General features: G+C 65.0%; 23 protein-coding genes and 1 tRNA gene. 18 read left to right on the forward strand and 6 right to left on the reverse strand.

The genetic code is table 11. The annotated features are described in order from the left end of the window. Nucleotides 1-290: 290 nt before the first annotated feature. The gene (locus IT350_05905) at nt 291-704 is read left to right on the forward strand and encodes a response regulator (protein ID MCC6157569.1); all 414 of its coding nucleotides are present in this window, start codon (nt 291-293) and stop codon (nt 702-704) included. Here IT350_05905 and IT350_05910 read toward each other — a convergent pair. Beyond that, nucleotides 695-1,795: a quinone-dependent dihydroorotate dehydrogenase gene (locus IT350_05910; GenBank protein MCC6157570.1), complete on the reverse strand. Its 1,101-nt coding sequence runs from the start codon at nt 1,793-1,795 to the stop codon at nt 695-697. The two genes, IT350_05905 and IT350_05910, sit on opposite strands and share 10 nt — an antisense overlap. A 246-nt stretch (nt 1,796-2,041) precedes the next feature. Beyond that, nucleotides 2,042-3,067 (reverse strand): quinone oxidoreductase, encoded by a 1,026-nt coding sequence (locus tag IT350_05915; protein ID MCC6157571.1) that lies wholly within the window; start codon nt 3,065-3,067, stop codon nt 2,042-2,044. Between the two features lie 56 nt (nt 3,068-3,123). Between IT350_05915 and queF the strand changes: the two genes are divergently transcribed. From queF to IT350_05935, 4 genes are all read left to right on the forward strand, one after another. Continuing rightward, nucleotides 3,124-3,564, forward strand: coding sequence for a preQ(1) synthase (gene queF, locus IT350_05920; protein MCC6157572.1), 441 nt, complete (start codon nt 3,124-3,126; stop codon nt 3,562-3,564). 82 nt (nt 3,565-3,646) lie between these two features. Further along, nucleotides 3,647-3,946 carry a DUF134 domain-containing protein gene (locus IT350_05925; protein MCC6157573.1) on the forward strand — a complete coding sequence of 100 codons (300 nt, stop codon included), beginning with the start codon at nt 3,647-3,649 and terminating at the stop codon, nt 3,944-3,946. Nucleotide 3,947: 1 nt separating this feature from the next. Then, nucleotides 3,948-4,343 (forward strand): NifB/NifX family molybdenum-iron cluster-binding protein, encoded by a 396-nt coding sequence (locus IT350_05930; protein MCC6157574.1) that lies wholly within the window; start codon nt 3,948-3,950, stop codon nt 4,341-4,343. A 137-nt stretch (nt 4,344-4,480) separates the two neighbouring features. Further along, nucleotides 4,481-5,467 carry a hypothetical protein gene (locus tag IT350_05935; GenBank protein MCC6157575.1) on the forward strand — a complete coding sequence of 329 codons (987 nt, stop codon included), beginning with the start codon at nt 4,481-4,483 and terminating at the stop codon, nt 5,465-5,467. Between the two features lie 103 nt (nt 5,468-5,570). On the opposite strand, the gene IT350_05940 is transcribed toward IT350_05935, so the two are convergent. Further along, nucleotides 5,571-6,359 (reverse strand): hypothetical protein, encoded by a 789-nt coding sequence (locus IT350_05940; protein ID MCC6157576.1) that lies wholly within the window; start codon nt 6,357-6,359, stop codon nt 5,571-5,573. A 95-nt stretch (nt 6,360-6,454) separates the two neighbouring features. Continuing rightward, complete coding sequence (locus IT350_05945) at nt 6,455-8,008, reverse strand: glycosyltransferase family 39 protein (GenBank protein MCC6157577.1); 1,554 nt, start codon at nt 8,006-8,008, stop codon at nt 6,455-6,457. A gap of 271 nt (nt 8,009-8,279) precedes the next feature. Between IT350_05945 and IT350_05950 the strand changes: the two genes are divergently transcribed. The 13 genes from IT350_05950 (at nt 8,280) to IT350_06010 (ending at nt 22,280) form a co-directional block, all read left to right on the forward strand. Beyond that, nucleotides 8,280-8,897: a TetR/AcrR family transcriptional regulator gene (locus IT350_05950; GenBank protein MCC6157578.1), complete on the forward strand. Its 618-nt coding sequence runs from the start codon at nt 8,280-8,282 to the stop codon at nt 8,895-8,897. A gap of 131 nt (nt 8,898-9,028) precedes the next feature. Next, the gene (locus IT350_05955) at nt 9,029-9,610 is read left to right on the forward strand and encodes a TetR/AcrR family transcriptional regulator (GenBank protein ID MCC6157579.1); all 582 of its coding nucleotides are present in this window, start codon (nt 9,029-9,031) and stop codon (nt 9,608-9,610) included. A 62-nt stretch (nt 9,611-9,672) separates the two neighbouring features. Further along, the gene (locus IT350_05960; GenBank protein ID MCC6157580.1) at nt 9,673-11,100 is read left to right on the forward strand and encodes a TolC family protein; all 1,428 of its coding nucleotides are present in this window, start codon (nt 9,673-9,675) and stop codon (nt 11,098-11,100) included. A gap of 1 nt (nt 11,101) precedes the next feature. Continuing rightward, nucleotides 11,102-12,226 carry an efflux RND transporter periplasmic adaptor subunit gene (locus IT350_05965; GenBank protein ID MCC6157581.1) on the forward strand — a complete coding sequence of 375 codons (1,125 nt, stop codon included), beginning with the start codon at nt 11,102-11,104 and terminating at the stop codon, nt 12,224-12,226. 9 nt (nt 12,227-12,235) lie between these two features. After that, entirely contained in the window at nt 12,236-15,316 is a 3,081-nt protein-coding gene (locus tag IT350_05970) for an efflux RND transporter permease subunit (GenBank protein MCC6157582.1), read from the forward strand. A gap of 116 nt (nt 15,317-15,432) precedes the next feature. Next, nucleotides 15,433-15,505 (forward strand) — tRNA-Val (locus IT350_05975). 45 nt (nt 15,506-15,550) lie between these two features. Continuing rightward, nucleotides 15,551-16,243, forward strand: a complete 693-nt coding sequence (locus IT350_05980) for an MBL fold metallo-hydrolase (GenBank protein ID MCC6157583.1) — start codon at nt 15,551-15,553, stop codon at nt 16,241-16,243. 47 nt (nt 16,244-16,290) lie between these two features. Beyond that, nucleotides 16,291-18,060, forward strand: coding sequence for a PDZ domain-containing protein (locus IT350_05985; GenBank protein ID MCC6157584.1), 1,770 nt, complete (start codon nt 16,291-16,293; stop codon nt 18,058-18,060). A gap of 92 nt (nt 18,061-18,152) precedes the next feature. Next, nucleotides 18,153-18,680, forward strand: coding sequence for a hypothetical protein (locus IT350_05990; protein MCC6157585.1), 528 nt, complete (start codon nt 18,153-18,155; stop codon nt 18,678-18,680). A gap of 33 nt (nt 18,681-18,713) precedes the next feature. Continuing rightward, nucleotides 18,714-19,070 carry a hypothetical protein gene (locus IT350_05995; protein MCC6157586.1) on the forward strand — a complete coding sequence of 119 codons (357 nt, stop codon included), beginning with the start codon at nt 18,714-18,716 and terminating at the stop codon, nt 19,068-19,070. Nucleotides 19,071-19,118: 48 nt separating this feature from the next. Further along, on the forward strand, nt 19,119-20,786 hold the full coding sequence (locus tag IT350_06000) for a hypothetical protein (GenBank protein ID MCC6157587.1): 1,668 nt from the start codon (nt 19,119-19,121) through the stop codon (nt 20,784-20,786). A 161-nt stretch (nt 20,787-20,947) separates the two neighbouring features. Continuing rightward, on the forward strand, nt 20,948-21,736 hold the full coding sequence (locus tag IT350_06005; protein MCC6157588.1) for a hypothetical protein: 789 nt from the start codon (nt 20,948-20,950) through the stop codon (nt 21,734-21,736). A gap of 13 nt (nt 21,737-21,749) precedes the next feature. Then, nucleotides 21,750-22,280 (forward strand): hypothetical protein, encoded by a 531-nt coding sequence (locus IT350_06010; GenBank protein MCC6157589.1) that lies wholly within the window; start codon nt 21,750-21,752, stop codon nt 22,278-22,280. An 82-nt stretch (nt 22,281-22,362) separates the two neighbouring features. Here IT350_06010 and IT350_06015 read toward each other — a convergent pair whose 3' ends face one another. Then, nucleotides 22,363-24,573 (reverse strand): lytic transglycosylase domain-containing protein, encoded by a 2,211-nt coding sequence (locus IT350_06015; protein ID MCC6157590.1) that lies wholly within the window; start codon nt 24,571-24,573, stop codon nt 22,363-22,365. Between the two features lie 102 nt (nt 24,574-24,675). Then, nucleotides 24,676-25,209, reverse strand: a complete 534-nt coding sequence (locus IT350_06020; protein ID MCC6157591.1) for a DUF1566 domain-containing protein — start codon at nt 25,207-25,209, stop codon at nt 24,676-24,678. Nucleotides 25,210-25,315: the final 106 nt, after the last annotated feature.

The raw sequence follows: 25,315 nt of genomic DNA on the forward strand, positions 1-25,315 counted from the left end.
CGTGTGACCGAAGTGTGAGGAACTTCCGGTGAAGTGTGAAATTTTTATGTGTACTCAGAGTTTTTTTGTGCGATAATCAAGGTGTGTCGGCTGCATGCCGATGGGAAGTATTGGAAGATGAACGCGCACGGGCCGCCGGAAGGGGCATGGCTCGGGGGATGCGGATTTGAAATGCGCCGAACGTCCGGGAGTAGCGGACGGTTTCATTCGGCGAAATGTCATGAATCGTTGGAAAATGAGTGAATTGAGCGGTTTTCGCGGGATGTGCGGCCCCGCGGGGGAGCGTGACAATGGCAAAAATCGTTGTGATCGACGATGAGGAGTCGATTCGGACGTTACTCGCCCGGATTCTGGCTCACGCGAATCATCAGGTTCGCACGGCCGCGAACGGCAAGGCGGGGTTTCGTCTGCTCAAGGACGAATCGGCCGACCTGGTCATCACCGACATCCTCATGCCGGAGATGGACGGTCTCGAGGTCCTGATGGAGTTGCGGCAGCTTTACCCCGACCTGCGTTTCATCGCGATCTCGGGCGGCGGCGATCACCGCGTGCTCACGCACCTCATCACAGCCAAACGGCTGGGCGCGGTCCGCACGCTCTCGAAGCCGTTTGAGATCGACGACCTTCTGCACGCGGTGGATGAAACGCTTTCCGCGCCCGCGATTCCTCCGATGCACTCCAAACCTGTCCGCCGTTACGCCTGATCGACCTCGTCCGCCCCGATCGCGTCCGTGATCGACGTCACGCCCGTTCGATCCAGCTCCGCCGACAAGCCGCGACATAGCCCTCGCACCATCGCCGGCCCCGCGTAGATGAATCCCGTGTAAACCTGAACGAGCGACGCACCTGCGCGGATGCGATCCCATGCGTCGCGCGAATCCATGATGCCGCCGGCCGCGACGAGCACGATGTGTGAGCCGACCCTTGCGCGCAGGCGGCGCAGCACTTCGAGCGAGCGCTCGCGCAATGGCGCGCCGGAGAGTCCGCCCGCGCCGAGCCTCGCCACCGCATCCACATCCGTCGATAGATTCGTCCGCGCGATCGTCGTGTTGGTGGCGATGATGCCGTCGAGCCCGAGGCGCCGCGCGAGGTCGCCGATATCGTCGATGTCCTCGTCGGCGAGATCGGGCGCGATCTTGACGAGCAGCGGCACGCGCCGCGCCGGGCACGCCGCGTCGGCCGCCCCGCGCACCGCGACCAGGATTGTCTCGAGCGATTCCACCGATTGCAGGTCGCGCAGTCCCGGCGTGTTGGGCGAGCTGACATTGACCGCGAGGTAGTCGGCAAACGGGGCGACCGCGGTCGCGCATCGGGCGTAATCCGCCGGGGCTTCCTGCAGCGGCGTCACCTTGGCCTTGCCGATGTTGACGCCGACGATCGTATTACGCCGCCGGCGAAGTCGCGCGACGGCGTCGTCGACGCCCGCGTTGTTGAAACCCATGCGATTGACGAGGGCGCTGTCGGCGGGCAGGCGGAACAGGCGCGGTCGGTCGTTGCCCGGCTGCGCGCGCGAGGTGAGCGTGCCGACCTCGATCGCGCCGAAGCCGAGCGCCCCCAGCGCTCCGATGCCCTCGGCGTCTTTGTCGAAACCCGCGGCGAGTCCGATGGGGTTCGGAAAATCGATTCCGAACGCGCGAACGCGAAGTCGCGGATCATCCGAGCCGAGCACGCGCCGCGCCGGCGCCGCAACGCCGGGAATCGCCATCAGGAAACGAAGTGCCGCGAAGGCGAAACGGTGGACGGATTCGGGATCGAAGAGAAAGAGGAACGGGCGGATCAGAACGCGGTAGAGCATGGCGGGCGCAACCTACCAAGTTCGCCGGGCGCGGGCAAGGAAATTCGCTGAAGGGTCCCGAGAATGCGGGGACACGCACCGCTGCGCGCTGCATGTCCCCGACTTCGCTCGGCACCCCTCTCGGGAACACGGGGACACGCACCGCTGCGCGTTGCATGTCCCCGACTTCGCTCGGCACCCCTCTCCCGCCTGGCGGGAGAGGGGCAGGGGTGAGGGCCGCGCGGGCAGGGGTGAGGGCCGCGCCGATCACGGCGCGATCAGCAGCTTGCCCCGCGTGCGCCGCGCCTCGATGTCGGCGTGCGCCAAGGCGACCTCGTCCAGCGCATACACCCGATGGATCGGCAAGTGAATCTCGCCTGATGCGAGCCACACGATCATGCGCTCCGCTCCGGCTTCGTGCTCGGCGTGTGCGGCGGTCATGCTGGAAAACAGGTGGTAGAGCCGCAGCGCCGGGCTCTTCATAAACGCGCGCATGAGGGCGACGTAGAGCCCCTTGGGGCTCGGCGGGCCCGCCGCCTGACCATACATCACGATCGTGCCGAAGGTCGCGACGCCCGCGAGGTCGCCTTCCAGCGTTCGCTCGCCGACGCAGTTGTAAATTACGTCCGCGCCGCGTCCCCCGGTCATCTCGAGCACGCGTTCCGAAATGCTTTCGCGCGAATACACAACGGTATCGTCCGCGCCGAGTCCGCGCGCGAACGCGGCCTTTTCGTCGTCGCCCACGAGACCGATCACGCGCGAGCCGGACCGCCGCAGCAATTGGCACAGCAGCGATCCCACGCCGCCCGCCGCGGCGTACACCACCGCCGTTCCGCCGTCAGGCGGCGGCGCGACCGTGTGCGAGAGGTGATACGCCGTCATGCCCGCCACGGGCAGGCCCGCCGCCGTCGCGAGATCGAGACGCTCGCCGAGCGCAATTACCGCGCCCTCGCGCGCGATCGCATACTCGGCGTAGCCCCCGCCGGAGTGCGTGGCGCATACGCGGTCGCCTTCGCGCAGATGCGCGACGCATTCACCCACGGCGTCGACCGTGCCCGCGGTCTCGACGCCCGGAACGAACGGCAGGTCGGGCTGCCCGAGATAGCGCCCCGCGCGCGTCATGACGTCGGCGAAATTCACGCCCGCCGCCTCGACGCGAATCCGCACCTCGCCGGGCCCGGGGTCGGGGATCGACGCTTCGCGCACGGCGAGGACCTCGGGGCCGCCGGTGCGCTCGATGACGACCGCGCGCATGGTCGGGCTTTCGGAATCGACCGGCGTTTCTTGCGTCATCGGGGTCTCCGTGTTAGGCGGGAACGATCATTTCGCGACGCGGGCGGGGGCGCAAGATGGCGACGCGCAAAAAGGCGCAGGCCGAATATAAACCCAAGTACCTGGGAAAGCCGGTCAAAGGGCCGATCGACCGCGTGGAGCTGATCCCGTGGACCGGCGGCGAGATCCGCGTGCGTCTCGACTGCGCCGAATTCACCTCGATGTGCCCCGTGACCGGGCAGCCCGATTTCGGCGCGCTCGACATCGAGTACGTGCCCGATTGTTACCTCGTCGAGACAAAATCGCTGAAGCTGTTCCTGCAGGGTTATCGCGACCGCCGCGCCTTCAACGAGCAGATCGTCGCTGAGCTCTCCCTGACGCTCTTCCAGCAGCTTCGCCCGCTGTGGCTGCGCGTCACGGGACGATACAACCGACGCGGCGGAATCGCCCTGACGTGCGCCGCGGAGCACGGCAAGCAGCCCGACGCCTGGGATCTCGCGAACGATTCCGCCGACTGAATCCGTGACGGAGTGAAAAATGGATTGACAGGTCGTTTTTCGCGGCGTATTGTGCATATGCACATAATAGAAGGCTTTTGCGATGTGCGCCCGACCGATGAAACCCCGATTCTGCCGCTGCCCGTGGGGCGGTCGCGCCTTCAAACCGACGCAGACCCCGATGCACGCGCTCGACAAGATCCCTCTTGCCCACGACGAGCTCGAGGTGCTGCGGCTTTGCGATCTGCTCGGAAAAACACAGGAGGAAGCCGGGCAGGAGATGGGCGTTTCGCGCGGGACGGTTCAACGGTTGGCGACATCGGCTCGCGCCAAGGTCGCACGCGCACTGGTCGAAGGCTGCGCACTGATCCTGGGGGATTCCCCCATCACTGAGGAGAATTGACATGAATATCTGTATTCCGGTCGAACAGGACAACGGTCTCGACAGCGCGGTTTGCGCGCACTTCGGCTCCGCGCCGTTTTTCCTCATGGTCGATACCGACACGCAGGCATGCCGCGCGATTCCCAATCGCAATCAGCATCACGCGCACGGGATGTGCCAGCCGCTCGCGGCACTCGCCGGCGAGCATCCCGACGCGATCGTCGTCGGCGGAATCGGCCGCGGCGCGTTGATGCGCCTGGTCGAAGGTGGTCTGCGCGTATACCGGGCTGCTCCGGGGACGGCTCGACAACTCACCGAGGCGCTGATCGCCGGGCGGCTCGCTCCGATGAGCGAATTGGAGACGTGTGGCGGGCACGGGCATGCGCATCAACACGGGCACGGCCAGATGTCGTCGTAGCAATCGACCCGAAATTGACATTTCCCGCGACGCATGTGACATGGGCATGGGCTCTCATATCCTGATTCCATTGACCTGAGGCGGGCCGATTTGGGCAGCGGACATGTGCCGCGCGCCATGATCGGCGCGGAGTGTGCGTGGCCGGCGACGACGATCTGCTCACCGCGTGGGGATACCGACCCGATCGGGAACCCGAACCTCCGCCTGCGTCGTCCGCCGCGACCCCGACTGTCGGCGAGCGTCGGCGGTTGGGCCCCGGTGGCCACATCGATCTCGAATTTCAGGAAAAGCGTGGGCTCATCGCCGCCCTCGTATTCCTCGCCATCTACGGCATCTTCACCGGCGTGCAGTCGGTCGCCTTTCTCTACTTCGGCGACGATCAAAACATGCACCCGGGGTACGCGCGGGCGGCCGTACTGATCAACGTCGGCGTGCTCGCGACATTCATCCTGCTCCTCACCACGCTGCTCGCCCTGCGGATGCATCGGGGCCGCCCCAGCCGCCGCCTCACCGCAGGCGCGCTGCACATCGCCATCTTCACCGTGTTCTCGGCGAACGTCGTCCACATGCATCTGGGCGGTACGCAGCACACCTTCCTGCCGCTCGTCAATCTCGGCGTCGGGATGGTGGCGGCGTGGCTGCTGGGCATGCGCGCGAGCTGGGCGTATTACGTGTTTTTTTCGCTCGCGTATCTGGGCCTGTCGTTGCTGGAAATGGCCGGTGCGCTGCCCTACGCACCGCTTTTTGTTTATGGCGACGAGCTCGGTCGAAATTTCACCGACGGTCGATTCATCGCGTTCAACTATTTTCTCTACTGCACCGTATCGCTGATCGTGATGACGGCGATCGGTTTGTTCGAGCGCGACCGAGACCGACGCGGCCTGATGCTGCGCGAGGCGACCGCAGCCGCGAAACGGGCGATCTCGCAGGTGCATGAACTTCAGAAGCTCATTCCCATGTGTTCGTCGTGCAAAAAGGTCCGCAACGATGAGGGCTTCTGGCGCGACGTGTCGCACTACGTGAACGAGATGGGACAGGGGATGGTGTCCCACGGAATTTGCCCCGAATGCACCGCGAAACTCTATCCGGATTTACAGATGCCGGAGCGGCCGGAGAGAGGCTGAGGACTTCATGGCTGGAGGCAGCGGGAAGTGGCTGCTGGTTGTTGGTGGTTGGTTCTTGGTTATTGGTGAAGCGAGTAATTGCGCGTCAGCCGCCATCTAGTCGTTACGGCGCCCAGTTCGTCCCGCCGCCGAATCCCACGATCACCTGCGCGAAGAACGCATTGAACGCGAAGTCGGGATTGTCGCCGTCCAGGTCGCGGCCCTCGATGCGCCATCCCGACGAAGCGATGTCGCCGATCACGCCCACGCGCAGACCGGTGAACGCCATCGCGTACGCGTTCGGCTCGCCGACGAAGGGGAAAAACCAATCGAGGTGCAGCGCGGCCATGCCCGAGAAGGCGTAGTAGTCGAGACGCACGTCCTGGTTCTCGGCGAGTGTCACGGTGCCGTCGGATTCGCGCGGACCGAGGTTCACGTAACGCAGTCCCGCCTGGCGCGCGAGGGGCAGCGCGGTGTAGTCACCTTCCAGATCGATGGTGAGGCTCGTCGCGCCGACGCCGAGCACGGGATACAGGCGTAGGCCGTGGAAATCGACCGCCACGAACCCGGCGTCGAAGAAGAATGTGTTGCCGATCAGGTCGGCGTCCACCCGCGGACCGCTCGCCTCATCGCGCAGCGCGAATCCCGAGAATCCGAACGTGAGTCGCTGAAAGACGAACCCGCGCAGCTCGCCGCCCGCGCACAGATAGCCGTCATCGAAGGCATCCGTGCCGATCGGTTCCAGATAGTCGGAGACGCCCGACAGGTCGAGCCCGGCGTAACCCACGGCGATCCCCATCTGACCGCCGAAGGCCATATCCGTTTCAAAGGCCGCCGCGCCAGTGGCGCACACCGCGCAGATCGCCAGCGCCACCGCCGCCGCCACTCGGGGAGAAAATGTTTCGCGAGTCATCGCAAGCTCCGCGCCGATTCGGTCCATCATGCCGAATCGTTTGGGGCGTGTCACGACGTGACGCGCCCGGATGTCGACCGTGACGCGTTCAAGTGTCAATTCGCGGCGGCGGCCTTGCGCGGAAATTTCGCCAGCCAGTAGCGTTCCCAGCGCACGCCGTGGGCGCGGCCCATGTCCGTACGTCGATACCCCGCCTCGCCAAGCCATGCGCGGGCGAGCGCCGCGCCTCGGTCCCCGCCGTCGCGCGTGCCGTGGCTTTCGACGATCCAAACCTCGTGAGCGCCGCCGAGAGACGCGAGCAACGCATCGCGCGCCGACGCCGGCATGATCGCGGCCGATTCGCGCGGCAGCGGGTCGAATCCCGGCAGGTCGGTCGGCAAGGCGATCGCGGCGTCCGACCGTTTCGAATAAACGAGGAACGCGTCCTTGACGAAGTGCGCGACCACCAGCGCCTTCGCGTCCGACCGCGCGGTTCGGTCGAATCGACGCACGACCTCGCGCAGGTCTTCGCGGCCCTCGCCGCGGGTGATCGCACCCATCAGCAGTTGCGCCGCGAGCACAATCATCACGAGCGCGTTTCGCATCGCGCCCTCACCGAGTGACGAGATCGCCATCAGAAACAACGCCAGGATCGGCGCGGCGAGCAGCGCGAAGTAGTGCGTGGCGATGAAGACGCAGAACACGAAATGTGCCGCGAGCGCCGTAGCGATCGTGACGGCGACGACCGCGAGCGGAAATCCCGCGCCCATGCGCCCCCCGCTGTCCATGAGCGCGAATCCACCCAAATCCGCGCCCCGGCGCCGCGCCGCTCGCCAGGCGCCCCAGACGATCGCTCCCGCGCCGACCACGGCGCTCGCCGCGCCGAGCCGCGCGCTCGCGAGATAGGCGCTTTTCATGAGACCCGAGACGGGGCTGTGCTGCACGAAAATCTGGATGGACCGGCGCGCAATCTGGTAAGGCGTCGCGTCCCAGCGCACCCATCCGGAATCGGGGCCGAGGCGCGCGAACTGCCCCACCGCCGCCACGAGCCAGGGCGCGAACAGCGCGAGCGCGGCGACATTCGCAATCGCAATTGACCGCGCGGTCATGCGCGACCGACGCCACGCCATCGCGGCGATAGCGAGCTGCGCGATGCACAGATACCCCGCGTAGTAGAACGTGTAGAGCCCAAGCGCGTTCGCGAGCGCGAGCGCCGCCATGCGTTTGCGGCACTCGGGGCGACGGATCACTTCCCACAACGCGAGAAAAGCCGCCGCGCCCAGCATTGCCGACAGGCTGTAGCTTCGCGCGAGGCGCGACATCGAGATCAGCGAGGGATCGAGAAACGAGACGAGCACGCCGAGCAGCGCGCCCGCCTCGCCCGCGATGACGAATCCGACGAGGGCGAACAAGGCGACGAGGATCGTCCCCGCCAACACGGGAACGATTCGGACGCGTCCCTCGATCGTCATCCCCAGATCGAACGAGGCGACAAGACGTTCAAGCGCGGGGAAGAGCGGCGGGTGGACGTCGTCCGCCAGGCTCGGCGCGTCAACGGCCAGGGCATAACGGGCGACGTAGAGTTCGTCGGTGTTCAGCCCGGGTTGGCTGAGCAGCGCCACGCGGGCCACCGCCGCCAACACGATCACCGCCGCCACAAGCGCCCGCACGCGCATTTTCGCCCCGTCCCGTTTCGCTTTGAAGCCCAAAGATGGAAGGCGACCGCCAGTATGAAACGTCCACCAATCGGCACGCAAGCGGCGTGCGTCGATCCGGCGGTCCGCGCCACAAATCGACGGGCGGATTGCGCCGCAAATCGGCAGGAAAGGAAACCCTGAAAAATTTTAGGAAGCGATAAATATCTTGACGAATTCGTCGCCATGGAATAAAAGCCCATTCCGAAGCGTGGCTCTGAGCCCGCTTTGAGTCGGAGTGCGAATGGTGCGGACGCGGAAAACCGAGGAAGTCGAGTTCACACGGGGGCAATTCGCCCGCGCCTCGCTCAAGGTTTTTCTGGAAAAGGGCTTTTTCGGCGCGACGATGGAGGAGATCTCGAGGGCGGCCGGGTACTCGACGACCGCCATTTATAAATATTTCCACGCAAAGGACGAGGTCTTTCACGCCGCGCTCGCGTCGATTTCCCGCGATTTTCTGGAGATTCTCGACGAATCGGTGCCGGCGAGCCTCGATTTTCGGGCGTTTCTGACTTGGAAGATGACTCGGGCGCTGGGCAAAGCCGACAAGGATCGGGACGTCTTCATCGGCTTCATGACGCAGATCGCGATGGGTCCGTGGCATACGGCCACGCACGAAAATATCCGCGAGGCGCACATGGAATTCATGCGGCGGTTCGAGGACTACATGCGGCGCGGGATCGCCGAGGGGGCGCTGGCGCCCGGCGATCCGTCGATCTATGCGTCGGCGCTCGACGGGCTCACGCACGCGTTTATCGAGCGTTGGCTGTTCGCGGGGGCGAACTACGCCCTGACGGACCACGTGGAGACCATCATCGAGCTGTTCCTGAACGGGGTCGGCGCGAGGGGCGGTGTGGCATCATGACTCCGATTCTTGCCGGGTTTTCCTCGAACTTTTCGTCTCATGACGCGTGGTTTCCATTGACATTTCAAGATCTTCATGGACAATGTGACCACCTGACCGCGGCGGTCAACGGTTTCCATGATGGGTCGCTCATGAGCAACAAGGAAGAACGGATTCTCGAGGCCGCCGGCCGGCTTTTCAGCCGCTACGGGCTCAAGAAGACGACGGTCGACGAAATCGCCCAGGAAGCGGGGGTCGGCAAGGGCACGATCTACCTGTATTTCGAGAGCAAGGAAAAGATCTTCACCAAGCTCGCTTATCAGAACGCCGGCCGGGTGCTGCACAAGATGGCGGACGCGGTGGGCGGGGCGACGAGCGTCGTCGACCAACTCTATAATCTGATTTTGGCGCGTTTTCGATATGTTGATGAACTCGTGAAGTATCATGATGTGAACCTGGAGTACGTGACAAAGGAGCTGAAACCCAGCACGGCCGAGGTCACGGCCGAGTTTCGCAAGCACGAGCTGGAACTGCTGGAACGCGTCATTCGCGACGGCGTCCGCGGCGGCGAGCTCGAAGTCTCGGAACGAGAAATCCCGGTCGTGAGCCTGGCCCTGTCGGCGAGCCTCGAAGCCCTGGAAATGCCCTGGGTCGTCGAGGGGCGCGAGCTCCCCATCGAGCGCAAAGCCGAAGTGCTCGTGCGTTTGTTCATTAAAGGACTGCAGAGAACCTGATTCTTCAGCTCCGCGGTTTTCCGGCGACCGGACTTGCCGGTCGTGTGACGGAGGTGTCCGCCGTGCGTGAGCGCGCCCGTGCGTCTTTTTCCCGGTTTCTGACGGTCGTTCTGATCGTCACAGCGTTCGGTTGGGCCGACCCCGCCATCGCGCAGAACGCCCCGGCGGCGGCGACCGACGAGGCCAAACTCGGCGCGCTGACGCTCGCCGAAGCGATCAAATTGGCCGTCGCGAATGGCGAGTCCGCCAAGATCGCCGAAGCGAACACCGAGGCTGCGCGGCTCACGGTGCGCGAGAGCGAGGCCGGCGCGTATCCGCAGGTCACCGGTATCGTCGGCTACACCTACAACATCAACCAGCCCAAGCAGGAGATGGAGTTCGCCGAGGCGTTCAATCCGCTGATGCAGGCCATGGGCCTGCCGCCGATGGAGAACCCCGAGATCCCGCTTGTGTACCGTCACGACTGGGCGATGACGCTCGACGTGCAGCAGACGCTCGCCGTCGGACGCGTGTCGAAGGCGATCCGCCTCGCGAAGATGTACGAGGAGTCGAGCCGCCTCGGCGCGGACGTGACGAATCGCGACACCGCGCTCGAAACCGCGCGGGCGTATTACGACGTGGTGCTCGCCGAGGAATTTCTGAAAGTCTCGCAGATGTTCCTCACGCTTTCGCAAAACCACCACGACGACACGAAGCGCAAGTACGAGGCGGGACTCAAGAGCGAGTTCGACCTGCTTCAGGCGCAGGCCGATCTCGCCGCCGCCGCGCCGAACGTGACCGACATGCAACAACGCGTCGCCCTCGCCAAGAAAAATCTGCTGCGTCTGGTGGGCATGCCGCTCGATCGCGAAGTCACTTGCGCCGAGAGCTTTTCGGAGGAAACGGTTCAGACGGCGACCGACGCATGGCGCGAGGAGGCGTTCTCCGAGCGCGAGGAACTGCGCATGTTGACCCTCGGTCGGCAGATGAAGCGCACTGAGAGCAATTTGTACTTCTCGAACATGCTTCCCGCGTTTTCCGCGAACATGGCGTACACCTACGCGGGACAGAGCATCACGGAAGAAAACGATTTCTGGCCCGTCGAGGATGACTGGAACACGTTCTGGTCGGTGGGCATCCAGATGCAGTGGCCGATCTTCGACGGCCTGGGCAACTGGCAACGCGGTCGCCGCGCGCGCGTCGAGGAGCGCATCGCCGCTCTCAACGCCGCCCGCACGGCGAAAGGCATCGATCTGGAGATCGAACAGGTTTCGACGACGTTGCGCACCGCCGGAGAAAAGCTCGCCGCGCGCAAGGAGGCGATGCAGGTCGCCGACCGCGCCTTCCATCTGGCGAGCGTGCGTTACGAAAACGGCCTCGGCACCGCGCTCGAAAAGATGGACGCCAAGGCCGTGTGGACGCAGGCCCGCGTCGCATACCTGCAAACGCTCTACGAACTGAACGTTGCGCGCTACCAGCTCGCGCACGCGCTCGGAAAGGAAACGTGGTGAGATGAAACGCAGCGTGCTTCTCGTCGTGGGGATCGGCGTCGCGGCCGCGGCGCTCGTGGGATACCGCTTCGCCAAGGGCAAGCCCGTTCCGCAAAAAAGCATCGAAGAGATCCAGAAGGAGCAGGGCGTACCCGTTGAGGCGCTGCCGGTCGAGGCCGGACGCTTCGAACGCTGGCGTCGCTTTTCGGGCGAAATGCAGGGCAAGGAACAGGCCGTGCTGTACGCCAACGCACCGGCGCGCGTGTCAAAAGTCGCCGCCGCGCAGGGCGACACGGTCGGACGCGGGCGCGTCATCATCCGTCTCGATCCGCTCTCGGCGACGCAGTCGTATTCGTCGATTTCCGCGGCGCGCATCCAGGCCGACGACGCGAAGCGGTTTTACGAGCGCCTCGCGCCGCTCCACGAAGCGGGTGCGGTGGCCAAGGAAGACTTCGACCGCGCGAAAAGCGCTTACGACATGGCGCGCGCGGCGCTGACCGATGCCAGCGGGTCGATGACGCTCTCGTCGCCGATCAAGGGAACCCTCACCGACGTGCGCGTGCGCGAGGGCGACCGCGTCGATCCGCTCCAGACGCTCGCGGTGGTCGCCGACCTCTCCGGCGCGAAATTCGTCGCGGATGTCGCGCAGGGCGACGTGGAGGAACTGCGAACCGGTCAGACCGTCGCCGTGTGCGACGACGGCGTGGCGATCGCCGACTGCAACGTGCGCGGGACGATTTCGCGCGTGAGCTTGTCCGCCGATGCGTCGTCGCGGCTGTTCCGCGTCGAGGCCGAGTTGCCGTCGATGGAGAGCCCGCGCCTCGGCACCATGCGTTACGCGCGGGTGCTCGTGTACGAAAAAGACGGCGCGCTGGCGGTGCCGATCGAGTCGGTCATCACCCGCGGGGGAAAGACGAGCGTCTTCGTGGTCGAGGGCGACATCGCGAAGCGGCGCGAGGTGACCATCGGCAAAAACGACGAGCGGCGCGTCGAGATCGTGGCCGGTCTGTCGCCGGGCGAACGCGTGGTGGTGTGGGGCGCAAACCGCATCGCCGACGGCGCGAAGGTGAAGGTCGTCCCGGCGGCGGGCGAGGCCGCGCCGGTCGCGAGTGCCGAAGCGACCCCCGAAGCCCCCGCCGCGAACTGAGGACACGCCATGTCGCTCATCAGCACCTCCGTCGACCGCCCGGTGCTCACCACGATGGTGGTGGGATCGCTGATCGTGTTCGGTCTGTTCTCGTTCACGCAGCTCTCGCAGGATCTCGTGCCCAAGGTCGAGTTTCCCTTCGTCGTCGTCACCACGATCTACCCCGGCGCGGGCCCGAAGGAGATCGAGAGCCAGGTCACGGAGAAGCTGGAGGACGAGGTCGGCTCGGTGGCCGGGCTCAAGCGAATGGAGTCGCAGAGTCTCGAAAGCCTCTCGCTTGTCCTTCTGGAATTCGAACTCGACGTGGATGCGGATCTCGCCGCGATCGAGGTGAAGGACAAGGTCGATCTGGCGATGATCAACCTGCCCGACGATGTGCAGCCGCCCATCGTGCAGCAGTACAGCTTCGACAGCTTTCCCGTGCTCAACGTCGCGGTCTATTCCGACCGACCGCTGCCCGAGATCACGCAGCTCGCCGACACGCGCGTCAAGGATGCGGTCTCGCGCGTGGACGGCGTGAGCAAGGTCGACCTGATCGGCGGTCTGCAACGCGAAATCCACGTGGCGTGCCGCGCCGATCGGCTGCGAGCCTACGGCCTGTCGATCATGGAAGTCGTCGGATTGATCCAGGCGGAGAATTTCAACTTCCCCACGGGCCGCATCATCGGTTCGGCCAGCGAGTATTCGTTGCGCATGGTCGGCGAGATGAACGACCTCGAACGGCTGAAGGGGATGCGCATACCGGTCGCGGACGGGGCGACGATCCGCCTGCGCGACGTGGCCGACGTGACCGACGCGTGGGAGGAACCCCGTGCCGAGGCGCGTTTCCAGGGCAAACCCGCCGTGTCGCTTCAGGTGATGAAAAAGAACGACGCCAACTCGGTCGAGGTCAGCGCCGGCGTGCACGATGCGGTGGCGAAGCTCGCGCCGTGGATCGCGCAGGAGAACCTGATCGTCGAGATCATCAACGACCGGGCGAAGTACATCGAGGACTCGGTCGCCGACGTGACGGGCAATATCTGGGTCGGCGTGATCCTCACCTCGATCCTGCTCTACCTGTTCCTGCACGACTACCGGCAGACGTTCATCGTCGCCGCGGTCATGCCCGGCAGCGTCGTGGCCACCTTCGCGCTCATGAACTTCGCGGGGTTCACGCTCAACATCATCTCCCTAATGGCGCTCGGCATCAGCGTGGGCACCATCGTCACCAACTCCATCGTCGTGCTCGAAAACATCACCACCAAACTGCACGCCGGTCTCGACAGCCGCGAGGCGGCCATCGAGGGCACGTCCGAGGTGGCGGTCGCCGTCGCGGCGAGCACCCTGACGAACATCGTCGTCTTCACGCCCATCGCCTTCATGAAGGGCATCATCGGCCAGTTCTTTTACCAGTTCGGCCTCACGGTCGTGTTCGCCACGATCGTGTCGCTCATCATTTCCTTCACGCTCGTGCCGATGCTCGCGCGGCTCGTGCTCGCGCGCCCCAAGGGGCATCTCACGCACCACGACAACCGAAATCCCACGATTCTGGAACGCTTCGCGAAAGCGTGGGACCGCTTCTACGACGAACTTGCGAGCGACTACGCCGCGTCGCTGCGCGCGGCGCTCAAAAAAAGATGGCTGGTGGTGGTGGTCTCGGTGCTGTCGCTCGCCGGCGGTTGCGGACTGCTGACGCAGGTGGGTGCGGAGTTTTTCCCGGAGGGCGACGAGGGCATTTTTCGGATCATCGCCAAGCTACCGCCGGGTACGAGCCTCGCGCAGACCGACCGCACGCTGCGCGACATCGAAAGTCGCCTGACCGGCGTCGCCGAATTGAAGTCCATGCTGTCCGAGGTGGGCGGCGCGGGAAAGGGCGTCGAGGACGGACAGGTCACCGTACAGCTCGTCGATCACGAGCTGCGCGAACGCACCGTGGCGCAGGTGATGGACGAGATCCGCCCGCGCCTCGTCGATATCCCGGCGGCGGAAATCCAGCTCGTGGTGGGCGACGGCGGCGGCGGACCGGGCCAGGGTGTGCAGGTCGAGGTCACCGGACCCGAGCTCGCCGAGGTCAATCGCATCGCCGGCGAGGTGTTGACGCTCGCGCGCGGCGTGCCGGGCATCATCGACCTTCGTTCCACGTACGAAGCCGGCAAGCCGGAGCTGTCCTTCACCCCCGACCGGCAGCAACTCGCGTCGTACGGCATCACCTCACAGCAAGTGGCGTACGCGCTGCGAACCGCCTTCGAGGGACAGGAGGTCACGTACTTTCGCGAGCACGGCGAGGACTACGACATCCGCGTGCTGCTCGACAAGACGGAGCGGGCCGACGTCACCGCGTTCGGAGACGTGCTGATTCGTGCGGGCGACCACCAGGTTCCGCTGGGCCAACTCGGCGAGATCCGCTACACGCAGGCCGAAACGAAGATCGAGCGCAAGGATAAACAGCGCATCGTGAAGGTGCTGGGCAACGTGTCGGGCATCACCACGGGCGAGGCGGTCGACGCGCTCCAACCGATCCTCGACAAGAACATTCGCGTGCCGGAGAGCTACGACATTCACTTCGGCGGCGAGGCCGAGAGCATGGCCGAGGAATTCGGCTATATCTTCCAGGCCCTGATTCTCGCCATCATCCTGACGTATATGCTGCTCGCGGCGATTCTCGAGGACTTCGTCCACCCCTTCACCATCATGCTCACGTTGCCGCTCGGCATGATCGGCGTGGCGATGGCGCTGTTCATCGGCGGCGTGTCGATCAACATGATGAGCCTGATGGGCATCGTCATGCTCGTCGGCATCGTCGTGAACAATGCGATCCTGATCCTCGATTACGTGCGCGTGCTGCGCGAACAGGGCATGCCGATCGGCGAAGCGCTCATCGAGGCGTCGGCGTCCCGGCTTCGCCCCATCATCATGATGAATCTCGCGATCGCGCTGTCGGTGCTTCCGCAGACGCTTTCCGGCGCGGGCGCGGAGTTCCGGCGTGCGCTGGCCGTTGTCACGATGGGCGGCGTGCTCGTCAGTGCGATCTTCACGCTCTTTCTGGTCCCCGCGATCTACACGGCCTTCGACCGCTTCGCGATCAAGCCGAAGGTCAAGTCGGGGGCGTAGGCGGCGTCTCGAGGCGATGACTCCGATGGATTGCTGACAAAAGCTTCAACGCGCCGCGTCGTGACCCTTCTCGCGCGGCGCGTTTCTTCCTAAAATAATCTGTTTGACGGCGCCGCGGGCGGATAGCTCAGTTGGCAGAGCAGCGGCTTTACACGCCGCGGGTCGCAGGTTCGAGCCCTGTTCCGCCCATGCACCGCGCGGGCGGATTCGCCGTCGGCGGGGAGGATTGTTTTCATGCGCGTCGAAGCGTTTCGCACGCGAGTTCTGCGCACCAACACCTACGTCGTTGGGCCCGAGACGGGTCGAGATGTGGCCGTCATCGACCCGGGCGCGCCAGGGCCCGTGCTGGATTTCGTGCTTCGCGAGAATCTGCGCGTCGTCGCGATCATCAACACGCACGCGCATCTCGACCACGTCTGGGGGAATCACCCGCTGGCGGCGGCGACCGGCGCGCCGGTGATGATCCACGCCGACGATGCGGCGAAGGCGACGCGCGCGCATCCGTTGGCGTGGGCGGTGCGCGGCAAGCGCGCGTGGAGCCCCACCCCCGCGCGGCTGCTCGTGGGCGGCGATGTCATCAGCGTGGGGACGATCGACCTCGAGGTCATCCACACGCCGGGGCACACGCCGGGCGGCATCTGCCTGAAATACAAGAAGACGCTCTTCACCGGCGACTCGCTCATGGCCGGGGCGATCGGCAATACGGACAAGCCCGAGGACTGGAAGCGGCTCTCGACGGCGATTCAGGACCACCTCTTTGTCCTCTCGGACGACATCGCGGTGTGGCCCGGCCACGGCCCGCGCACGACCATCGAACGTGAACGCAAACTCAACATCTTCGTCCGCCACAGCCCCGAATTGATCGAACGCTGGCTGCTCGATTCGCTGCGCAGACCGCGAAAACGCAAGGACGCCGAAGTCTCGTGAAAAATTTGAATCCGGAACGGAATCATTCATCGCGGCCGGGACGACGATTGCGCCCCGTTGCCGTTGCGCTGCTGTTCGCCGCGTTTTTTGCGACCGCGTGCCGGCAGGACCCGGCGGCGCAACTCGTCGGCGACATGTACGGACTGATCGAGGAGTTCTACATCAGCGCCTCGTCGCCCGCGGACCTGACGGCGAATGCATTGCAGGGACTGGAGCGCTCGCTCGCGGCGAAAGCGTATCGCGAGAAGCTGGAGAAGGAGAAAGCGGAGAAGGACGCGGCGAAGGAGGCGGGGGAAGCCGCGCCATCGCCGGAACCTGAGACATCGCCCTCGCCCGCGCCGGCGGAGACGCCGCCCAGTCCCCATGGCCCGAACGCGGACCCGTCGGTCGGCGTGCCCGAAGAGCCGCCGCCCGAAGGCTCGCTCGACCCCTACGCGTTGCCCGAGGACGAGAACGGCGATCTTCCGCCAGGGCCGCTGCGCGTCGAGATCGACGGCCGTCGCGCGGTGCTGGCCATCGCGAACGAGACGCTCGCCATCGACATTCCCGAAGACCGCCGCGGCGCGGTGGACGCGTTCCTGCGCGCCTACGTTTTCGTGCGCGGAAAGCTCGACGACGGCGATCCCGAGGAGGAGCTGTTCAACGACGCGCTCGGCTTCATGACGTTCCGCCTCGATCCGCACTCACAGTACATGGCCGCGAGCCAATACACGCGACTGCGCGACGAAACGTCGGGGCATTTCGGCGGCGTGGGTATCGAAGTCGGCATGCGCTCCGATCAACTCACCGTCATCGCGCCGATCCCGGGCACGCCCGCCGCCAACGCCGGTCTGAAGCCGATGGACCGCATCGTTAAGGTGGACGGCGTCGAAACGCTCGGCCTGTCGCTCAACGAGGCGGTGGATATGATCCGCGGCGAGATCGGCACGAGCGTCACGCTCACCATGAAGCGCGCCGACGATCCGCCCTTCGAGGTGAAGCTTCTGCGAAGCGACATTCCCGTGAACACGATCAAGGCGGAACGCGTCGAAGGCGACATCGCGTGGATCCGGGTCTATTCGTTCAATCAAAACACCGGCGCGGATCTGCGTAAGGCGCTCGGGGAATTCGATCGCAAAGCCCCGCCGCTGCGCGGCGTCATTCTCGACATGCGCAACAATCCGGGCGGCCTGCTCGACCAGGCGGTCGAGGTGGCCGACGAATTCCTCTCGGCCGGCATCATCGTCAACACCATCGGCCGTGGTCGCCTGCGCGAAACCGAAAAATTCGCGACGATGCCCGGAGCCCGCGGCAACACGCCCGTCGTCGTGCTCATCAACAGCGTTTCGGCGAGCGGCACCGAAATCGTCGCCGGCGCGTTGCAGGACCACAAACGTGCGCTCATCCTCGGTACGCGCAGCTTCGGCAAGGGCAGCGTGCAGTCGATCTTCAAGCTTCGCGAGGACGCGGGGCTGCGTCTCACCACCGCGCTCTACTACACCCCCTCGGGCCGGTCGATTCAGGCGCAGGGCATCGTGCCCGACGTGCTGGTGAAACTCTCGCCCGAAGAAGAGCGCATGCTCGCGATGTACTGGTCCGAATCGGCGCTCTCGGGTCACCTCAAGAGCCAGGCCACGACCGAGAGCGAGGCCGACGTGGTGTGCGAGGCCGAGAAAATGCGCGCGCACTACCTCAAGACGGGCGCCATCGTCGAGGACGAGAACTTTCCCGAAAAAAGCGACTGGCTGCTCGTCTTCGCCCGCGAAATTCTCGACGGCGACGACCGGTCGATCCCGGCCATGACCGAGCGCGCACGCGGGATCGTGAACGGACTTTAAGGTCCGGCGTTCAGACGCCCCGCCTTCCGGCGCCCCTCGTCCTTGTCACGCCCGCGCGCGCTCCCTAAGATGCCGCGAAACGGGAGCTTCGGGTGCCGCTTCACGATATTCTGCTCATTTCGGCGGTCGCGTCATTCGCGGTATCGATGCTGCTGGTCGCCGTGCGTCTGCTCGCGCCCGACGGCACGAAACGCATCGTTTATCCCGGCGAGATCGTCGGTCAGGCCGACGAACCGGCGTCGGCGCTGCCGCTCGAAGATCGCTACCGCGAGCTGATCGAGCTGGGCATGATTCAGCTCGAACCCGAGGAGCACGTCGTGACCGGGTGCGGCATGCGTGGCGAGATCGAGGAGATCCTGATCGTCACGAACCGACGCGCGTTCATCCTGAATCGTCGATCCGGTGCGACGTTCTTCGCCAAGCACACGTTCAACATCGAAGATCTCAAGCCCGTGCCGTCGTCCGCGGGTCTGGTCGGCAACAAGATGATCCTGACCGACGGCGCGCAGACCCGCGCGATCGACTCGCCGGGGTCCGGCGGTTATCTGGCCGATGCGCAGGTGGTGGTGCGCGAACTCAACAGCCGCATTCGCGCGGCGAAACACGGCGTGACGCTGTAACGCGCGCCGCGCGAACACTCGTGGGGTGAAGTGATGAAACGCTCGTTCCTTGGGGTCCTGTCGGTCTGCGTCGTTGCGCTCTCGATCGGCGTCTTCGCGTGCGATGGCGGCGACGGCGACGGCGAGACGTCGTGGGATCAGCTTTCGGGTCAGGATGACGCGATCGATCAGTGCATCGCGCTGTGCGAATACGCGCTCGCCGACGAGCTGGATCTCTCCGACGGCCCGTGCCTGTCGGAAGAGGTGGTCGAGGACTGGGTGTGCGACGTGGCGCACAATCCGCGCACCGACGTGGATGACCTCGACACGAATCAGTGCGACAACTTCGGCGAGGGCGCGGCGCACTTCGTCGAGGTGACGCCCGATTGCGAATTCATCAAGGCCGGTTGAGCGGGCGAGGCGGCGCCGGGTCGCCGTTATCGAGATCGGAGTCGCGCCATGCTTCGAAATGACCTCACGTCGATTCTCGCAGTCCTCGCGTTCGCGTGTTTCGCGGCGGGATGCGGCGGCGGTTCGTCGTCGGATTCCGGCGACGGTGCTGACGGCGACGCAGTCGATGACGATTCGGTTACCGATGACGACGCGGCCGACGACGACGACACGTCGGTCGATGACGATACGACGGATGACGATTCATCCGATGACGATACGACGGACGATGACACGTCGGATGATGACGCCGACGACGACACGTCCGACGACGACGACGACGATACGGGGGATGATGACACGACACCGTGCCCCGACGCGGATGGCGATGGATACACCGACGCGGCCTGCGGCGGCGAGGATTGCAACGACGCCGATGACGCGGTGAATCCCGACGCGCTCGATGTGTGCGGCGACGACATCGACAATGACTGCGACGACACGGTCGACAATCCTGAAAATCCGCCGGTGGACCTGCCGGGATTCCTGCTTGGCGTGTGCGGCAGCGGCGGCGATCCCAAGGTGCTGTTGCCGGAACTGGGTATCGCATGGCACCGGCCCACGTTTTCGTGGATCTCGTTCGAACCGGAAGTCACCGATCCCGATCTGACGATGGCCGAGATCGAAGCCGATCCCACGATCATCGACGATTACATCGACGCGAAGAACTGGACGGGGATCGACGCGAACGCGAAATCCATGCTCGATGCGGGACTGACGCTCATGCCCATCGTCGGTCACGGCTACACGACCACGCTGCCCTATATCGATGGTGATCGCGCAACGCCGGATCGACTCGGCCGCGAGCAATACCTGGCGCAGCAATACCGCGAGGTGCGCGCGCTGGTGGAGCGCTACGACGGCGACGGCTACAAGGACGCGACCGACATCGTCATCAAATTCTGGCAGACCGAAAACGAACTGAATCAGGCGATGCTGACGGGCATCTACGGCTGGCGCTCACCGGAATGGTTCGACGCGTTCGCGTCGGCGTGGGGCGATTGGGATTTCATCACCGAGCTGCTCGCCACCCTTTACCGCGCCGTCCACGACGCCGATCCCGACGCGATCACCACGCAGAACCTGCACACCGACATCCATCCGAACTACTCGGCGCTACTGGGCCAGCCGTCGTGGATCGAGGCCGCGACCCTGTGGCGCGATTACGTCGACCTCATGGGCTTCGATGCCTACCCCAACTATTACGTGGCCGAGCCGGTGATGGGCGAGGTGGTGGGTGAGCGGGCCGAGACGATCGCCGAGGCGTCGTGCGGTAAGCCGGTGATCGCGATGGAGATCGGCTATCCCAAGGGACCGGTCGAATTGGGCTTTTCGGCCGAGTCGCAGGCCGATTTCATCGACGAGGCATTTCACGCGGCTTACGACGCCGGCGTGGTCGGGTACTTTCATTTTGGGTTGCAAAGCGCCGATGCCGACAGCGTGGACATCACGCCGGACGACATCGCGGCCCTCGCGGCGATCGGCCCGGATTTCACCGACGGACGCATCCTGCCCGTGCTCGCGTACCTGATCGCACACCCCGAGGTGATCGATCCGCATTTCCTCGATGTTCTTCAGAGCGTCGAGACCTACTGGGGCGTCGTCCACAACGACGGCACACATCAACCGGGCTTTGACGTTCTCTCCGATATCGCCGACGAGATCGCCGGGCGCTAACGCGGAACTAAAAATAACCTTTGGCTTTCCGCACGCGCGGCCAAGGCCGAGATTTTTCTTTTTTCCAAGTCAAAATTGTGATATTCGATACACACTAGATCCGGCGCGAAAGTGTGCGTTGGTCGATGTTTTGGATGTTTCCAAACTCTGGAGGTGGTGCGATGCGCGAGTGGATGTTGGTGCTGCCGGCGATTTGCACTGCGCTGTTCCTGCTCAGCGGATGCGGCGACGATGATGACGACAACGACACGGCTCCCTCCGATGACGATGTCGATGACGACGCCGATGATGACGCGGACGACGATGCCGATGACGACGTCGACGACGATGTCGATGACGATGCGGACGACGACTCGGCCTTCCCCGATCCCTTCACGGAAGACTTCGAGAGTTACGACTTGGGGACAACGCCCAACGGTCCGTGGTCGCCGGAGTATATCGAAGGCGCCCTCGCCTTCACTATCGTCGAGGCCGTGACCAAGGACGGATCCGGCCACGTTGTCGAATTCGACGATCCGGACGGATCTTCCTGGGGCGAGCTGCACGCGAATTTCCCCGAACAGACGAGCATGTTCACGCTGTCGTGGGATTGGTACTGGCTGTCGGGAGAAATGGCCTGCGTATCGGCGACGCACTCGGGCGGCGGCGGTTGGACCAGCCTGTTCGACGTGTGTCTCAATATCGCGCCCGACGCACACGTCGAGGCGATCAACGGCGAAGGACAGTGGATCGGCTGCGGCCTGACCGCCCTTGAAACGTGGCAGACGGTCAGCATGGTTGTGGACTCGTCCTCCATGACCTACTCGGTGCTGATCGACGGCGCGCCGAGCAGTTGCACCGACTTCGACTGGTACATGCAGAGCGGCCCCGTCGACAGCTTTTCGCTGATGGCGATCGGCGTTTACGACGGTCTTGCGCATTTCGACAACATAGCGCTCACGCACGACTGACGCGGAGGTTGCGATGATGAAACCGTTGGCATTGGCCGCGGCGGCCTTCATGGTTCTCGGAATCGTGCTCGCGGGGTTTGCCACCGCGCCGGAGGACGCCGGCGACTGCCCCGACGTCAACAGCCTCTGCTTCGACAAGGTCATGTACCTCTACGTCGAGTGCAATCTCTTTCTATACGACCCGGAGTCGGGAGAGCCGATCGACGTGGAGGATCTCGTCGCCGATTGTCAGGCGGGGACGAACGACTGGGTCAACGCCGTCATGAACTGCATCGCGGTTTTCTGCGGCGATGGGTGCGAGAAAGTCGGCGAGTGCATCGAGGAGGTGATTGGCGACGATGACGAAACCGCCGATGACGACGCCACCGATGACGACACCGACGACGACTGGCTGAATGACGACGAAACGGACGACGATGGCGACGACGACTCCGACGACCTGTGGGACGACGATGACGAAGGCGACGACGACACGACCGCGCCGACCCCCGCGCCGAAGTCGGACGACGATGATGACGACGATCCCTATGCCTGGTGCGCGTAAGCGCGAATGTGTTTGAAGAGAAGTTCGGCCGCTTCGGGAAACCGGAGCGGTCGATTCGCTTTTCAAGAGCAGGGGGCGCCGGTCAGTCGTCGCGAAAGGCGATGTCGGTGCCGGAAACCGGGCGCGCGAGAATCTCGAAGACGTGATCGCGCGCGACCTGCGCGTCGCGGTCCTGATAGAGCCGCTGATACATCTCCCAGTTGCGCAGAATCACTTTGACGTAGTGCCGCGTCTCGTCGAACGGGATGCGCTCGATGACCTCGTCATAGCGCCGCCCCGCGTTTTCGCCCCACCAGCGCGTGGCGCGCCCCGGTCCGGCGTTGTAGCCCGCCAGCGTGCGCGGCACGTCGCCTCCGGTTCCGTGGTAGGCGCGGGCGAAATACCACGTGCCGAAATCGACGTTGGTCTCGATGTCGTACAGATCGACCGAGCCCTTGATGCCGCGCTGTTTGGCGATGTAGCGCCCGGTCGAGGGGATCACCTGCATGAGTCCGCGCGCGGCCGCCCAGCTCTGGGCGTGCGTCTGAAACGCCGACTCCTGCTTCACGAGCGCGAGCATCAGAAACGGATCGAGATTCTTCTCGCGGGCATTCCGTTCGATCACGTCGGCGTGCAGCATGGGGAATTGCCGCCGCGCGACGAGCTCGTGCGGGTCGACGAGCGCCCCCGCGCGGATGTGCCGCGCCGCGAGATCGGCCATGCGGATCGAATCGAGTTGCTCGCCGCATAACGCGTAGGCCACTGAGAGCGGGTAGGGCAGCGTCGAGTCCTTCTCCGCGAGCGTCCGGACGAGATCAGCATGGCGCTTGAGCGACTCGCGCTGATCGGTCTCGGCGAAAGCGCGCATGGCCGCGAAGGCTCCGCGCGTCGACTTCGACGCGGTTTGCGCCGCGCCGCCCAGCGCCGCGAGCGCGCCTGCGTCCACGGCATCGCCGCCGCCGCCCGACTGCTCTGCGTTTTCGGGCAACGTCGGTAACCCGAGCCACGAACCCCACGCCTCGGCGAGAAAACGGTTGTCGAGCCAGCGCCGTGCGCGGAAATCGCCGTGCCCCATCGCCTCCAGGCGCGCCTCGGCGGCGAGCCCGTAGTACGTGCGCGGATATCGGTCGGCGAGATCGAGGTACACGCGCTCGGCCTCGTCCGGCATCTTCGCGCCTTCGGCGGAGCGGCCCCACCAGTAGAGCGCCCGGTCGGCGTCGGCGTGGTCGGGGTCGAATCGGTAGAGCGATTCGAGCAGGCGGCGCGCATTCTTGTCGTCGCCGCCCAAGTGCGCCGCGAATCCGCCGAACCACAGCGATTCGCGCGCGATCCATCCGGTCTTCGCCACCTGATGCGCGCGTTCGAAGTCCTGCGCCGCGACGCGGAAACGATCTTCGTTGAGCGCCATGTTTCCCGACGCCCACAGCGCCTCCGCCTCGACATATGACCCCGGCGCCACGCGGGCCGCGCCGAGCAGCAGCGCGCGGCGCATGTCGAAGTCGTCCTTCGCCGCCGCGCCCACCCGTGTGTCGTAGATCGTCGCGAGCGCCCGGGCGATCTCGGAGGTCGGGTTGCTTTTCTTCGCCGAGGCGAGCGCCGAGGTCGCCTGCTTCCAGCGCCCGCGATACATCACGCATCCCACCGCGCGCATTTCCAGGATCTGCGCGGTGTCGGAGCCCGGCGCCATGGCCTGCACGCGGTCCGCGATCCACCCGGCGGTCTGGAACCAGCCGTCGTCGAAATAGCGGTCGAACAACGCGGCCATCTCGCCCTGCGTTGGTGTGCGGGCAGATGCGCCCTTCGCGCGCAGTTCGTCCGCGAGTTGCCGCGCGTCTTTGACCACGGCGCTCTTGAATCCTTCGTGCGTTACAAGGTAAGCGTCGGCGAGCGCCTCGTGGATTCGTCCGGCGTCGGCGAGCGCTCGGGCGCGGCGAAGTGTCCAGATGTCCGGCGAGTCCTCCGGTCGGTCCGTGAGTCGGGAATCGATCACCGCGAAGGCGTCCGCGCCGCGATGCGCCCCAATCAGAGCGTCGGCGAGATATCCCCGAACGAGATCGGCGTAAACCGAATCGGCGTGGCGGCCGAGGAACTCGCGCGCTTCCTCGATGGTCTGCGCGCCGCCTTGATCCGCCATCAGGCGCACCTGCTCGAAGTGCGCCGCCTCGGCGAGCTCGCCGCCCGCCCGCGCGACGCGGTCGAACCCGGCGAGCGCGCTCGTCGTGTCGCCCGCCGCCAGCGCTTCGCCCGCGCGCACGAACTCGTCGTCGGCGATCACGGGCGCCGCCGCGCACACGAGCGCCAACGAAATCGTCATCGCTGCGATCGACGGGACGAGCGTGTGGAGCCGAATCATCCGTCTAAGGTACCGATTTTCCGCGCTCGGGCAAGGCGCGGGCGCGCGAACGATCCCGCTACGCTATTCGAGATCGTGAACCGCGAGCGCTGACTGGAAGCCGGCGTTGCTTCGCAGGATCGACCCCGCGTACGCGCCCGCCTCGGTGAGAAAACTCACGTAGTACGCTTTCTGATTATCCGAGGGATCGAGTTCGCCCGACCACAGGTCGGTCTTCGTGACCTCGAAGGGTTCGCGAATGTACGCCGTGACGGCGGTGTCCGTGCCCGTGTAAGGCCGATCGAGATCGTACAGCGCAATGAGTTCATCGACGGTCGGAAGCCGCCAGTCGGACTTGTCCGCCTCGTCGAGACCCTCGGCCCAATCCCGCGCGTCGTCCCACGTGAGCGCCGCGCCATTGTCCTGCGTCTTCCAAAGCAGGCATTCGCAGGTCATCGTGCCGTCGCCGTTATCCTCGCAGCCGTCCACGCACTCGGTTTGTTCTTCCTCGGCCGCGTCGTCGTCATCGTCGTCATCGCCGCCGCCGCCACATCCGATGGCGATCGTCGTCGCCGTCGCGAATACAAAAAGAATGCCGAACAGCGTGCGCATCGTCACGGATACCCCCGGGATTTCGAAGTGGAAAAAACAATCTAATGGAAGGCGGCGTTCGCGGGCAATAGCGGTCCGCGCGGAGCGTGGCGCGCGTTGCCTTTTGACGGTC

It is taken from the genome of Deltaproteobacteria bacterium (genome assembly GCA_020845895.1).
Taxonomy (GTDB): Bacteria; Lernaellota; Lernaellaia; order JACKCT01; family JACKCT01; genus JADLEX01.